At 55.4% G+C, this 13,839-nt stretch carries 10 protein-coding genes; 5 read left to right on the top strand and 5 right to left on the bottom strand.

Annotated features, from left to right (window positions below; translation table 11 throughout):
- Positions 1-14: 14 nt before the first annotated feature.
- Together EXY20_RS12205 and EXY20_RS12200 are read left to right on the top strand one after the other, a co-directional pair.
- Complete coding sequence (locus EXY20_RS12205) at positions 15-905, top strand: carbohydrate ABC transporter permease (protein WP_135551288.1); 891 nt, start codon at positions 15-17, stop codon at positions 903-905.
- Between the two features lie 27 nt (positions 906-932).
- Positions 933-2,564: an extracellular solute-binding protein gene (locus tag EXY20_RS12200; RefSeq protein ID WP_135551286.1), complete on the top strand. Its 1,632-nt coding sequence runs from the start codon at positions 933-935 to the stop codon at positions 2,562-2,564.
- A gap of 6 nt (positions 2,565-2,570) precedes the next feature.
- On the opposite strand, the gene EXY20_RS12195 is transcribed toward EXY20_RS12200, so the two are convergent.
- From EXY20_RS12195 to EXY20_RS12175, 5 genes are all read right to left on the bottom strand, one after another.
- Positions 2,571-4,895 (bottom strand): helix-turn-helix domain-containing protein, encoded by a 2,325-nt coding sequence (locus EXY20_RS12195; RefSeq protein ID WP_167859185.1) that lies wholly within the window; start codon positions 4,893-4,895, stop codon positions 2,571-2,573.
- A 170-nt stretch (positions 4,896-5,065) separates the two neighbouring features.
- Positions 5,066-6,673, bottom strand: a complete 1,608-nt coding sequence (locus EXY20_RS12190) for a DUF3502 domain-containing protein (RefSeq protein ID WP_167859184.1) — start codon at positions 6,671-6,673, stop codon at positions 5,066-5,068.
- A gap of 95 nt (positions 6,674-6,768) precedes the next feature.
- The gene (locus EXY20_RS12185) at positions 6,769-7,632 is read right to left on the bottom strand and encodes a carbohydrate ABC transporter permease (protein WP_135551384.1); all 864 of its coding nucleotides are present in this window, start codon (positions 7,630-7,632) and stop codon (positions 6,769-6,771) included.
- Between the two features lie 28 nt (positions 7,633-7,660).
- Entirely contained in the window at positions 7,661-8,527 is an 867-nt protein-coding gene (locus tag EXY20_RS12180) for an ABC transporter permease (protein WP_407944912.1), read from the bottom strand.
- A gap of 302 nt (positions 8,528-8,829) precedes the next feature.
- Positions 8,830-11,193, bottom strand: coding sequence for an AraC family transcriptional regulator (locus tag EXY20_RS12175; RefSeq protein WP_135551278.1), 2,364 nt, complete (start codon positions 11,191-11,193; stop codon positions 8,830-8,832).
- Between the two features lie 188 nt (positions 11,194-11,381).
- Between EXY20_RS12175 and EXY20_RS12170 the strand changes: the two genes are divergently transcribed.
- The 3 genes from EXY20_RS12170 (at position 11,382) to EXY20_RS12160 (ending at position 13,184) form a co-directional block, all read left to right on the top strand.
- Complete coding sequence (locus EXY20_RS12170; protein WP_167859183.1) at positions 11,382-11,798, top strand: transposase; 417 nt, start codon at positions 11,382-11,384, stop codon at positions 11,796-11,798.
- 108 nt (positions 11,799-11,906) lie between these two features.
- On the top strand, positions 11,907-12,560 hold the full coding sequence (locus EXY20_RS12165) for a pentapeptide repeat-containing protein (RefSeq protein ID WP_135551274.1): 654 nt from the start codon (positions 11,907-11,909) through the stop codon (positions 12,558-12,560).
- Positions 12,561-12,578: 18 nt separating this feature from the next.
- Positions 12,579-13,184, top strand: a complete 606-nt coding sequence (locus EXY20_RS12160; RefSeq protein WP_135551272.1) for a pentapeptide repeat-containing protein — start codon at positions 12,579-12,581, stop codon at positions 13,182-13,184.
- Positions 13,185-13,839: the final 655 nt, after the last annotated feature.

The raw sequence follows: 13,839 nt of genomic DNA, 5'->3' as shown, positions 1-13,839 counted from the left end.
AAGGAGGTGAATCCATGATCCTCGATCGATCGCTATCGTCGAAGCTGCTGGATATTGTCGTGCATGTGGCGATGGTTCTGGTGCTGATCGCAACAATCTACCCGGTGCTTTATGTATTGTCCGCATCGCTCAGCAGTCCGACCGCCTACAACCTCGGCAAGGTGTCGATTGTGCCGGTTGATGTTACACTGAAGGCATACCGTCTGATCTGGAATGCCGGCACGGTTCCGCGCTCCTTCCTGAACTCGGTTGTTTATACGACGCTTGGCACGGCGATCAGCATGCTGCTCACGACTTCGCTCGCTTACGCTCTCTCGCGGAAACGATTGACGTTGCGGCGCTTCTACATGGTGTTCGTGCTCATCACGATGTATTTCAACGGCGGGATAATCGCCAACTTCCTGCTCATCAAAAATCTGGGGTTGTACAATTCGCTTTGGGCCATCGTTTTGCCGACGGCGGTGTCCACTTATTATTTGATCATCATGCGCTCCTACTTCCAGGCGATTCCCGAAGAACTGAATGAATCCGCTTACCTGGACGGAGCCAACGACCTTGTCATTTTTCTGCGCATTACATTGCCATTGTCGATGGCGGCGCTGGTCACGATCGGTCTCTTTTACGCGGTGAACTATTGGAACGCCTGGTTTTCCTCGCTGCTGTACTTGAAGGATACGAACAAATACCCGCTGCAGATGGTCCTGCGCCAGATCATTATCCGCTCGGAACTGCTCATGCAGTCGATCAAGGCCGGCGAGGCGTCGGCCAGCGAAATGGCCACCACGGACGTCACATCGATTAAATACGCCACGTTGTTCGTGTCGATCGGCCCGATGATGATGTTGTATCCGTTCATTCAGAAATATTTTGTCAAGGGCGTCATGATCGGTTCGTTAAAAGGGTGAAAGCATACAAACCAAGGGGGATTCAGCATGTGGAACAAACGAATAACGCTTGCCATGACGACCGTCTTGCCGCTTACTCTCGTATTCGGCTGCACCAAAAGCAGCGACAAGCCGTCGACTTCGCCATCTGCGGCACCTGCCGCAAGCGCAAGCGCGAAGCCAGCTTCCAAATACGACAAGGAATTGACGATTACGGTGTCCAGAGCGATACTGGACGCCACGAGCGTGAAAGATGATTTGGAAGCCAAAATGCTGAAAGAGAAATTCAATCTGGTGTTCAAAGCGGAGGATTACAGCCGCAACGACTGGCCGACCAAAACGACTTTGCTGTTCTCCACCGGAGACGGCCCCGAGTTCATCCCTTATTCCCGCGATCAGTGGAAATCGGTCGAGTGGATGTCGGCCGGCTACCTGCGCCCTTTCGAATTGGACGAAATCAAGCAAAAGCTGCCGAACTATTTGAAAATCTGGAGCGAAGAGGAATGGAATACGGTATTCAAGTCGACGCGCTTCTCCGACGGCAAGCTGTACTTCTTGCCAAACAAGCGGTCGATTCCGGTTCAGACGGCATGGCAATATCGCAAGGATTTGTTCGACAAATACGGGCTGAAATTCCCGAAAACGCCGGATGAAATGATCGACACGCTCAAGACGCTCAAGGACAAAACCGGATTGGTTCCGTTCGTATCGCCAGGCAACACGTCGACTCCGTTATGGGCGATCAGCACGTTTTTCCAAATGTTCGGCTTCCCTGACTTGCTGCTGAACTGGAATTCGTACGCAGATCCGGTCACCAAACAGTTCTATGCCTATCCGCTTGCTACCGATCAAAGTCGCGACATTCTCGTTTTTCTTAACAAAATGTACAAAAACGGTTTGTTGATCAAAGATTTCGCCACGGCCACAGCCGACCAGACGAACAAACTGATCGCCCAAGGCAATCACCTCATCGCCCAGACGATCAACGATCCTTCGTATATGGACGGCCTGCAGAAGGCTTCCGCTCCGGAAGTCAAATGGGCGTGGGTCGACAATTACGAACATCCGTCCAGCGACCCGAAGAAAACGATTTACAAGAAGGAAGCGTATTATTCGTTCTGGGGACCGGCAATCAAAAAAGGGACCAGCCAGGAGAAGGTCGACCGTTTGCTGGATTATTTGAACTGGGCCGTCTCGGATGAAGGACAGCTCTGGTACACGTATGGCAAGCAAGGGGTTACGTACGAGATGAAGGACGGCGTCCCGACATTCCTGCCGACGATGAGCACGCCGGTTCAGGCGCAAGGAGACAAGCTGTCGAATTACGGCATCAATATCGGGGTGATCGGGCTCGGCGGCTTCATTACGCCATTCAAGTCATTCGACCAAACCTTCAACAAAGCGAAGCTGGAGATGAGCACGATTATTCCGGGCAAACCGGGCTATTATGGGCCGATCGAGCCGATCTTCCAATTCAGCGACGCCGACCGGAAGAAACTGGTCGGACTCGAAACGACGCTCAACGGCGTGCGCGACGAGTACTGGCTGAAATTCATCACCGGGGCGCTCGATCCGGCAAACGATGCGGATTGGAAGAAGTTCATGGACGCCGCCAATAAAGCCGGGCTGCCGGAAGTGGTGAAGCTGCGGACGGACGCCTACAACAAGGCGAATCAATAGGCAGCCTTACAGTTCCTTGTAGGACGATGGAGACACCCCCATCGTCCTTTTGAACGCGCGCCGGAATGAAGGCGTGCTGTTGTAGCCGGCCTGCACCGCGATATTGTCGATGGATAACGAGCCTTGCGCAATCAGCCGGCATGCAAGCGAGATGCGGAGTTGCTCCAAGTATGAGCTGAACGTTTCCCCGGATTGCTCCTTGAAAAACTGCGACAAATACGATTCCGACAAATTAAAGTGGGAAGCGATAGCGTACAAGCTGAGATTCGCGTCTTGAAAATGTTCGTTGATATGGGCCACGATCTTGTCCATGAGCTGCGTATTCCGGCTCTTCTTGTTCCTTTCGCTCGAGCGGCAAAGGGATTGGAATTGAACGAAAATATCCTGCAGAATGGGATCGACACCGGGCAAGTCCGGGGCGGGTCTCGAATCGTTCGCTTCCATGATGCCGTTGCGGCCGATATCATCCGTCAGCTTGCGCTCCGTCGCTTGCAGTTCGCCGAGAAGGTACTGCTTCGAAACGGCGGACAACGTCCGGGTCACGAAGTTCTCGTCATGCAGATGCCGCAAAATATGCGCCAGCTCCGCGGCATTTCCCGCCTTGATCACATTCATGAGGCGGATTTCCACTTCCGTCGGGTAATAATAGCTCGTCTGCTCCTTGACCATCCGGGCATGCCACACGGGAGCCAGCTCGTCGCCGCCCGCCGTTATGCCGCTGCTGACGGCCAGCTTCGCCTCCTGGAACGAGTAGTGCACCTCGAGCAGGTCATCGTAGATGCCGCCGATGCCGATCATCGGTACGATCACGTACCGCTTTTTGACGTCCCGGTTAATCCTGAGGAAGAGGTCGTCCAGGACAGCGACAAACGCCGTCTTGTCCGTTGTGTTCGATCGAATCAGGATCGCCAGTTCATTCTCGTGCATCGTGTGAATATATCCGCTCTCCCGGAGGTGTTCGCGAATGATTCCTTCCATCAACGTCCGGAGGATGTTCAATTCTTCCAGGCTCTCGGTATCGAGCGCTTCGTTATGCTTGTAGATGCGAAGTATGGCAATGACAAAGCCGGACCCTTGCATATCGAGACCTGCGTATGCCAACATCGCATGCATCTGTGCGCGGTCCTCGAACTCGCCCTTGAACAGGCGCTCAATGAACACGTTCTTGAGCGTATCCGCCTGTCGCTGCAGCATTTGCCGCAGCGACTGGTTGTTATCGATCAACCGGGTGATGCTCGTCTGCAAATAATCGACCTCATTCGGCTTGTCGGGCTGCTCCGGTTTGCTTCCGGGCTGGTCGCTGCTCCAGAACGCTTTCAGCACCGTGACAATGTCTTTCCACGGCTTGGAGTGGCGATAGGCCATCCACAACGAAATGATAATGCCGACGACGAGCGTCGCGGCGGCGACGGACCAAGCGATCGTGCGGATGTAATACACCTTGCCCATCACTTGTTCGATCGGCAAGGAGGCGACATAAGTCCAGTTGTTGTATGCCGATCGGGTGTAGACGAAGAGATGATCTTTTCCGTCAATTGACGCATGCAGATGGCCATGCCGATCGGCCGCGCCTCGGATTTGTGCCGGAATGGGCACGTCCTTGTTTCCGGCGACGACTTCCCCCGTATTATCCAGGATAGCAAACGTATGACCGTCGGCTTCCTCCGCCTCGCCGATTCCGACGAGCTTCATCATATCGTTGCCTTCAATCGCGAACACTACTACGGCTTGTATTTCCTGGTTCGTGCCAAGCGGCAGCGAGGTCATGTACGTGATGACGGACTTCTCATCTCCGTTCAGACGGGCGTTCCGGGACGATAGCACATCGCGGAAGTGCGGCCGGTCGAACAGAAGCGCGTGCCACTCCTCGTACGACATGCCGTCGTACTGAAAGGAGTCTTGATAAAACGTTTTCGAAGAGTCGGTCGTCTGTTCTTTGGAGAATACAAGGTCGCTATTCTTCAACACAACGAAAAACGTATTCGTGAATGCGCTTCCCATAACAGCCGAAGAACGAAAGTCTTTATAGTAATTCCAGATATCGAAGAGGGCGGGGGAGTTGCCGAGCGGCGCCTGCAAGTGATAAAGACCCATCAGACGGGAGTCGAAGGACAGCTTGATCGCCGCCTCGTCCATATCGGCCCATTGCTTGTCAAGCGTATCCCGGGCCTGTTCCAACACGTACAGCTTGGCTTCGCGGGACTGCGTTTCGACGATTTGAACCGCTTCGTAGTAGGTAAAGCTCGACAGTACGATCGGGATGATCAGCGTGAACAAAAAAGAGACAAGGAAGCGCTTGAATACATTGCTTTTGTTAGGCTTCCCGCGCATGAGCATCCGAATCACCTCGGCGATAGTCATTGTTCACGGGCTATTGTACCACATCGCAATCCTGATGCGAAACCAAAGAAGCCGCGGCGCACGGTTGAAAAATGGCGGTGCAGGGAAAGTCCCCGCACCGCCATTTCAAGTAATATTATGATGCTACGCCGCACCAAGCTTTACTTCTTCTGCGTCGCCTTCCACGCATCAAGCTGTTTCTGCTTCTCGGCGATGATGGCGTCAGCGCCGGCATTTTTCAGCTTCTCGAGGAATTTTGGCAGCTCGACGTCCGGATCGACGGCGCCGATGCTGAGCGGAATCCAGTATTGCGACACGACGGTCGCTACGGTAGCCAGTTTGTCGGCGACTTTCTCGCCGTTGAAGTTCCAGCCGAAGATCGGCGAAACTTGCGCCTTGGCCAGCCAATCCTGCTGCAGCTTCGACACGCCGAGGCTTGCTTCGCTGCGTTGGTACGCGTTCCACGGATCGCCGAACATCCATTCCAACTGGTGCGAGTAACCGTTCGCCTTCGGATCGACGCCGTCCGGGTCGCCGACAAGCACCTGGTCGGGACGGTCGCCGACCTTTTTGATGATTTTGTAATGCTTGCCTTCGATGCCGAAGCCAAGCAGGTTGTAAAGCACCGGATCGGTGTTGACGAGATTGAGGAACATCATTGCGCGTTCTTTGTTTTTCGATGTTTTGCTGATCGCCGTCATCGAGGAGAGCAGGCCGGTCGACGTCGCCAGCGGCTTCTGTTCGCGGTTCTCCCAATACACCTGAACGAGCGGATGCTTCCAGCGGGAGCCCATGCCGGCATCCCAGCCGGGCGCAACGCCGGCGAAGTTGGAGGCGTATTTGCCGGCGATAAAATCCTGCTCCGGATCTTTGATCGCTAGCACGTCTTTTTTGAAGTAGCCCTTCTGGTACCAGTCGCGGGCGACTTTGAGCGCTTCTTTCACTTCCGGTTGATCGTACTGGTTGACAATTTTCAGATTCGGATCGTCCAGACGAATGATGCCGACCGTATTGAACGCGCCTTCCTGCAGCCACGTCGGGCTGAATAGATTGACGAATGAACCGCCGTGCGTGTTGTCGGTGCCGATCGCAGTTACGTCTTTTTCGTTTTTGAGCACCGCGTCATAGAACGGCTCCAGATCGCGCAAGCTTTTCACCTTGGACGTATCGAACTTGTACTTGTCGACAAGATCCTTGAACAGCACCACGCCTTGCGCTTGCGGCACGGTCGTCAGGTTGAACGGGATGCCGTAAATTTTGTTGTCGATTTTGATTGCGTTCCAATACTTTTCCAGCTTCTTGTTCAGCTCGGGGGCATATTTCGGCAGCAATTCGTCCATTTCGGCAAAAGAGCCTTTGGCGACGGCGCGGGTAAAGTCAAAGCCCCAGTTGGCGGTCCACGCCATGTCGAATACTTCGCCGGTGGCGGTCATCGTGTTCATTTTGGATTCGTAAGCGCCAAAATCGATAAAGTTGAGCTTGATGGTGGCGTTGATTTTGTCCTTCAAATACTTGTTGATTTCCGCTTCGACCAGCGCGGTGTCCTTCTGCGGGCTGATCGGCAAATACCAGCTGAGTTCGACCGGCGGCAAGTCGGTCTTTTTGCCGCTGTCGCTCGGTTTGGCGCTGCCCGCGGCCGAAGCCGACGGTGATGGCGAAGATGAAGCGGAATTGCCTTTGGATTCATTTTTGGAACAAGCCGACAACAGAAGCGAAAGCGCCACGACTGAAGCGATTGCGACGCGCGTTGAAGCGATCCGTTTGTTCACTTGCATTTCCTCCCCGTTTGATCGATCATCGTGTTCCTGCTCTGTATATGTGCAATCGGTCCGCGGTACCGAATTGTCACCGGAAGTAAGCGGTCTTACCCTTTGATGGAACCAAGCGTCAAGCCTTTGACGAAGAAGCGCTGCACGAACAGGAACGCAAACATGATCGGTCCGGTCGCCAGCACGGCCATGGCCATTCGCGCCGTTTCGCCGGGCATGACGACGTTGGCCGCCATCGGCATCGCCTTGATCATGTTGAGGTTCTCCATGACGGCGTACAACAAATATTGCAGCGGGTACAGGCTCGATTTGCCGGATACGTACAGCAGGGCGAGGAACCAGTCGTTCCAGTACATCAGGATGATGAACAGCCCCACTGTGGCCAGCGCCGGAAGCGACAGCGGCAAGATGACCGAGCGGAAGATGCGAATTTCCCCGGCGCCTTCGATCTTGGCGCATTCAATCAGGGAATCGGGAATTTCGGTAAAATAGGTGCGCAGCAGCAGCACGAAAAACGGCATCACCAAATACGGAACGATCAGCGCCCAGACGCTGTTGCCCAGATGCAGCATCTTGGTCATGACGAGATAGGTCGGCACAAGGCCGCCGTTAAACAGCATTGTAAAAAACACGTAGAACGAAAAGGCGCCGCGGAATTTGAAATCCTTGCGCGACAGCACGTAGGCAAGGAGCGACGAGATCAGCAGGCTGAGCGCCGTGCCGACGACGGTGACGAAAATCGTGACGCCGTAAGCGCGGACGATCTGCGTCGGGTCGTGCAGCAAATATTCGTAGGCGAAGGACGAAAACTTCGACGGCCACAGCGTATAACCGTGAATGGCGATGTTCGTTTCTTCGGTCAAGGAAGCCGAAATGACGAGTATGATCGGAATCAGACACAATAACGACAGCACAATAAACAGCAGATGGATGAAGGCGCGGGCGATTTTATCCGGCATGGTGGTCAACAGCGGCACTTCCTTTCATTTAGAACAACGCCCGGTCTTTGTCGAACTTGCGCACCAGCCAGTTGCAGACTACGATCAGGAAGAAGCCGACAACCGATTGGTAAAAGCCCGCCGCCGACGCCATGCCGATGTCCCCCAGCTTGCGCAGGGCGCGGAAGACGTAAGTATCGATTACATCGGTCGTGCTGTACAGGATCGGATTGTTTTGCGTGACGTTGTAGAACAGGCCGAAGTCGGCATAAAAAATGCGGCCGATCGCCAGCAGCACCATGATGACGATCAGATGGCTGACGAGCGGAAGCGTGATGCGCGTCATTTGCTGCCACTTGCTTGCGCCGTCGATGCGGGCGGCTTCGTAATATTCGGGATTGATGCCGATAATGCCGGCAAAGTAGATCAGGCTCGTATAGCCGGTTGTTTTCCAGAGCGAAACGAGCACCAGAATGGCCGGCCAGTCCTTCGGCAAACCGAACCATTGCACCGATTCGGCGCCGAATGCGTTTAAGGTGCTGTTGATGAAGCCATTGTCGTAATTGAGCAGCGCGAACACAAAGTAGCCGACGATGACCCAGGAGAGGAAGTAAGGGAAGAACAGCGTCGATTGATAAATTTTGACCGCCAGCTTGCTGCGCACTTCGTTCATCAGAATGGCGACGACCAGCGCCGCAATCGTGCCGGTCGCGATGAACAACGCGTTGAGGTACAACGTGTTGAACGTGATGTGCCAGGCATCGTTGTTGGCGAACAAAAATTTGAAATTGTCGAAGCCGACCCAATCGCTGCCCCAGATGCCTTTATCGCTGCGAAACTTTTTGAACGCGATGACCAGGCCGAACATGGGCAAATACGAGATGACGAGAAGCGCGAGCAAGCCGGGCGCTGCCATGAACAGCAGCCATTTGTTTTTGCGCGATTCGCGGACGATGCCGGCAAACGCGGCAACCGCTCCGGTGAACAAGGTCGGACCGGTTCGCGCTGGCGTCTGTCCGCCGCGGGGTACTGATTTCATCTGACGTTCCACCTTTCGCTGTTTCGCCCGGCCCAACCTGATCCGGTTCCGGCTGTGTCAATCGTGCCGGTCCGGTCCGGCGGGGCTCCTTTATCATGGCAAAAAAAAGCTGCCCCCGACAAGTTTAAATGGGAGCAACGTTGTTTAAGATCCGGGTTTTCGCCGGTTTCCAAACGGTTTTACTGGTTTTTGGAGGGCGGGGAGCCTTTGTGCATCGCCCGGTATTCGCTGGTGGTAACGCCGAACTTGGCTTTGAACTGGGTGTAGAAATAGTTTTTGTTCTCCCAGCCGATCCGTTCGAGCAGGTCGGTCAAGCTGCCGTCTTCGCTGGCCAGCATGGCGGCTGCCTTGTTCAGCCGGGTTTCCGAAATATGTTCGGCAATCGACTTGCCGTACGCTTCCCGGAACAGTTTGCCCAAATAATCTTTGGAAATGTTAATCGTACCGGCGATGCTTTCCTGGCACAACGTTTTGTCGGCATAGTTGGCCATCACGATGCCGGCCACTTTTTCGGCGAGCGCGTGTTTGCGCACGTATTTGGTTTGGCTCGCGCTTTCGCCGATGCGCGTAATCAGCTCGATGAACGGGCCGTTCATCTGCTCGAGCGTTTCCGCGGCAAAAATCAGCTGTGTAAACCGCGCGTAATCGAGCGTTGTGCCGTGCGAATCGGCCAGGCCGAGTTCATTCGCTTTGCGGTACACCACATAGGCGAGATGCAGCGTGTATGTGGTGATGACGTCGTAAGAGTAGCCGGACACATAGGCGATAATTCGCCGGTACGTGTCGATCGCTTCCTCGCTTTTGCCCAGCGTCAACTGGTCGTCGAGCTGCTGCTCAAGCGACTGCGGCGGCACGAAGCCGTCGTGTTCGACTGTGCTCAGCGCTTCGGGAGACAGGATCGAACCGTGGCCGTACAGCAGCCGGTAGCGCGATACGTTGAGCGCCTCCTGGTACGATTGCGCCAGCTCGGTCAGGCTGCCGGAGACGTAACTCATCGCCGCGGACAAGCTCAGCTGCAGATGGTTCGCCGACCAACACTGGACTTGCCGCAGCGCCTCCGTCAGTTTGCCGAACTGCTTGTCCGCCGGCCCTGACGGCTGCACGACGACGACGATTTCCTGCTCGTTCATGACAACCGCCTGCTGCAGCAGCACTTTCATCGCCGCCTCGCACGCCACGTTGCCGATCGCGAAGCGCAGCAGCTGCTGGTCGGAAGTGCTGAAACGCCGGCTGAACGCGGCCGCATCGTCGATCTGCACGAGGAACAAAATATGCGGCAGCTCCGGCGACAGCGGGATGTCGTACTTGGCGAACACGCGGGCCATCTGTTCGGCCGTCACCGTCGCGTCGGTCAGCAGCGCCCGCAGCGCTTCCTGGCGCTGAATCGCCTGGTTCTCGCGCTTGAGCGCCTCGCCGGCTTGCGCCTTCTCCACGCTGCCTTCGAAGACGCCGGTCAGAAAGCGCAGTTCGTCCGGTCCCGTCTCATGTTCGTTCACGCCGGCCAGCTTGGCGATGCGGCGGGTAAAGACGCGGATCGGCGCGTACAGGTAGCTGGCCATAATGGAAGCGAGCAGGAAGCCCGCGGCCAAAATAATCGCGCACACCCACACCGTTTGCCGCTTCATCCGTTCGATGTCGCTGATGACGTCGCGGTACGGCGTGACGTTGACGAACCGCCAGTTCGTTTCGTCCGATACGGCGTAAGTGACGAGCACCTTGTCGCCGTCCCTGTCCGAAACGTAGTAGCCGGCATTCGTTTGCGCCGCGATCGCTTGCCGCAGAAACGTTTCTTCGGTCGGGTCGCTCCAGTCGTAGGAGGCGTTCGTTTGGGTGAACAGCTTGCCTTCTTCGTTCATGATGTACGTTTCATTCGGCGCGACCGACGTTTTGGCCGAAAGCGCGCTGACCATTTGCGCTAAATAGTCGACTTTGACGTTGATGATGATGGCGCCCTTGATTTTCTGGTTATCGTCAAAAAAATCGTACAAAAAATAGGTAAACGCGTTGAACGTATAGTTGCTGTCGGGCGTATAGGCGTTCATCGGCAGCTTGCGCAGAAACGGGCGGAAATGTTTGTCCGCGGTCAGCGCGCCGCTATGGATGACGTTCACGAGGCCGCGGTCGGTAAAATCGCGCTCGTCGCTCATCATCGTGCCGCGGGTCGAATAAAACCGTTCCAGCGTGCCGTTGTAAACGTATACGGAGTTGATGTACGGCGAGCCGCCCGCGATTGTCGTGATCGTTTTCATCTGCGCGACGACGCTGTCGAAATTTTCGCTTGTGCCGTACATCAGCGGGAGGTTGGCCGGGTCCAGGTAGATGGAGGCGGCAAAGCTTTTGACGGTGTCGTTCATGTAGTCGGCGCTGTAGCTGATCTGCGACAATGTCGACAGCTTGGCGTCCGAGACGAGGCGAACGCCGATTTTTTCGAAATTGACGTAAAGCACGAACGACAGCGTCAAAATAACCGACACGACGAGCAACGTGGCCGAGACGATAATTCTTCTGAAGATGCGCCCGTTCGCAGGCGGAAATTGCCTCATGTCGTTCACCTCGGTGGTCGGATGGATGCAGGCAGCGCTCCTATTTTACCACAACGAGGGCATGGCGATTTCATCGATTTTCAGGCATGGGGTATAAAAAACAGCACTGGCGCATTTGCGGCCCGCCTTGGCATCGCGAAACGATCCGTGGTACACTGGAACAAACATATGTTCTGGCGGTGACGGTTTTGACGAATCAACCTTTGATAACATGGACCCAGTATCAGCAGCATTTTTTGACCGAAAGGTCTTGCCTGGAGTATCTGTTCCGGTTGAAATGGCCGGAAGGGTTCCGCTGCGCCAAGTGCCGCCATACGGCTTATTATGTCATTACCACGCGCACTTACCCGCTGTACGAATGCAAGCGCTGCGGCCGGCAGACGACGCTTACCGTCGGCACGATATTCGAAAAGACGCACACCGACATCACCACATGGTTTGCGGCGATTTATTTGCTCGTCCAGGAAACGGAAGTTCGAACGGCACGAATCGCCGATCAACTCGACATCAACTACGAAACCGCCTGGTCGATGGTGCGCAAAATCCGGCAGGCGATTGCGAATCCGCAGTGCGTTGCCAGTGCCCCGAGGCTCGATATCGGGTAAGCCGCCGCGTCCTGAGCCGATCCGATAGGAATTTGCCGCCGGGCCGCTATAATAAATGGAGGCAACCATCGCCAATTCGCGGATCGCGCGCGAAACGAAGGAGGAGGCATGAAAGCCGCCAAGAAGGAAACGAAACTAGAACCGCCGCAATGGCCGGCCGAGCTGCCGAATGTGGCGCTGGAAGGAGTCCGGTTCCGCGCGAAGGATGACTTTCAGCTCGGCAGCGTCAGCGGCATTACGATCGAAGAGCAGGAAGCGCACAAAGTATCGTTCGAGCAATTTATTTTTCGGCATGTAACGTTCACGTCATGTTCGTTCACCGGCATGGAGCTGACGGATGTCTTTTTTGATAGCTGCGATCTGTCCAATACGGTGCTGACCGAATCGTTCCTTCACCGCACGGTGTTCCGCAACTGCAAGCTGATCGGGACGGACTTCACCGGGAGCAAATTCCGCAACGTTCGGTTCATCGATTGTGTCGGCGATTACGCTTCGTTCCGGTTTGCCGATTTTCGGCAAGCAACGTTCGAGCGCAGCTCGCTGGTCGGCGCCGACTATTTTCATGCCGGCCTTGGCAAAACGACCTTCTCCGCCTGCCGTATCGACCAGGCGAATATGGCGGGAACGAAGCTGGCAGGAATCGACCTGAGCGATTGCGAGTTTGCGGGTATTAAGGTCGACATCGAAAATGTGAAAGGCTGCATCGTATCCGCGCAGCAAGCGGCCTCGTTCGTCGGCTTGCTCGGCGTTGTCGTCAAATAATCGATCGGAGGCATACGGATGGAGCGGCATATCGAACAACATTTTGACGCGGTCGATTTCAGCGGGCGGGACCTCCGGGAAAGCGAATTTATTCGCTGCCAGTTTGAACAATGCAGGTTCGCCTACGCCTCCCTGGAAGAGATCGGCACCACAGGCTGCCGGTTCGTTAAATGCGATTTCCGCGGCGCTACGCTGAACGCATCGGTACACACGGAATCGGCGTTTGAAAACTGCCGGTTCGCCGAGGCCAACCTGTTCGTCGCCCGTTTCGTCGACTGCAAGATGACGGGCTCGGATTTCTCCCGGGCGAAGCTGGACGGCATCACGCTGCTCAAAGGCGACTGGTCATACACGAACCTCCGGCATGCGCGGTTGGTGAAGCAGGATTTGCGGCACATCCGTTTTGTCGAAGCGGATCTGTATGAAAGCAACCTGGGCAAGTCCGATCTGCGGGACTGCGACTTCACACGCGCCGTTCTGGCCAAATCCGAGCTGCAAGGGGCCGATCTGCGCGGCGCAATTCTCGACGGCGTTGACTTCAAGTCGTTTGACGTCAAGGGCACCCGGATGGATGCCTCCCAGGCGGTCGTTTTCCTGCGCGCGTACGGCGCAAAGGTGGAATGAGCGGTGTCGAACGGTGCCGATAGCCGAAACGGTCCTGGCTGTAGAAGCCGGGACCGTTTGTGTTCACTTGTCGGGACAGAAAGTATAAAATCAAGAAAAGCGCCGCCTATTACCGGAAGCTGCAGCCTGACGTGATCGTCTCCGACCACTTCGAACCGTTATGGGGGCGCGCGACTTTTGGACCAGTTGGAGGAACGGGTGGTGGCGTTGGCGAGATTGCATACCGAGCTGCTTCCGCTTGGGGAGACCGACTTGGGCGCCGAAGGTTTCTCCGCGCGAATGAAGCACTTATCAACTGACGGTAGCAAGACCGGGACGAATTGCCGCGGATGTGACCGTTGGCGGCCGACGTTTCGGGTAACAGGCGGAAGCTCTGGTCAATATTCGCTGAAGCCACAGATAATGAGAACTGCCAAGCCGCCAGTGGGGCGGGCCGGTGCGAGGGGGGCTGGCCTTATGAGGGAGGCCCGACTGTCATGGTCCAGACACTTTGCTTCATGCGCGCCATTCCCCCATCCGCCAACGAACAAATTCGCTTTTGTGCCGCTCCGATCAAGCCCCCTGAGCAATTGGCCATATTTTATTGCCTATTTCGCTAAAAACGGGCGGTCCATAAGAAATAGCCAGTGAAATCACTGGCTATTTCTTTAAAAAG

Origin of the sequence: Paenibacillus cymbidii, assembly GCF_004764705.1 — a bacterium.
Classification (GTDB): domain Bacteria; phylum Bacillota; class Bacilli; order Paenibacillales; family NBRC-103111; genus Paenibacillus_AN; species Paenibacillus_AN cymbidii.
The sequence above is the reverse complement of the archived record's forward strand: the minus strand, read 5'-3'. Positions and strand labels throughout refer to the sequence as shown.

Coding starts and splice junctions, on each gene's coding strand:
- EXY20_RS12180 (WP_407944912.1), bottom strand. CDS start 8,527: ATGGCAGCGCCCGGCTTGCTCGCGCTTCTCGTCATCTCGTATTTGCCC.
- EXY20_RS12200 (WP_135551286.1), top strand. CDS start 933: ATGTGGAACAAACGAATAACGCTTGCCATGACGACCGTCTTGCCGCTT.
- EXY20_RS12165 (WP_135551274.1), top strand. CDS start 11,907: ATGAAAGCCGCCAAGAAGGAAACGAAACTAGAACCGCCGCAATGGCCG.
- EXY20_RS12175 (WP_135551278.1), bottom strand. CDS start 11,193: ATGAGGCAATTTCCGCCTGCGAACGGGCGCATCTTCAGAAGAATTATC.
- EXY20_RS12185 (WP_135551384.1), bottom strand. CDS start 7,632: ATGCCGGATAAAATCGCCCGCGCCTTCATCCATCTGCTGTTTATTGTG.
- EXY20_RS12205 (WP_135551288.1), top strand. CDS start 15: ATGATCCTCGATCGATCGCTATCGTCGAAGCTGCTGGATATTGTCGTG.
- EXY20_RS12160 (WP_135551272.1), top strand. CDS start 12,579: ATGGAGCGGCATATCGAACAACATTTTGACGCGGTCGATTTCAGCGGG.
- EXY20_RS12195 (WP_167859185.1), bottom strand. CDS start 4,895: ATGCGCGGGAAGCCTAACAAAAGCAATGTATTCAAGCGCTTCCTTGTC.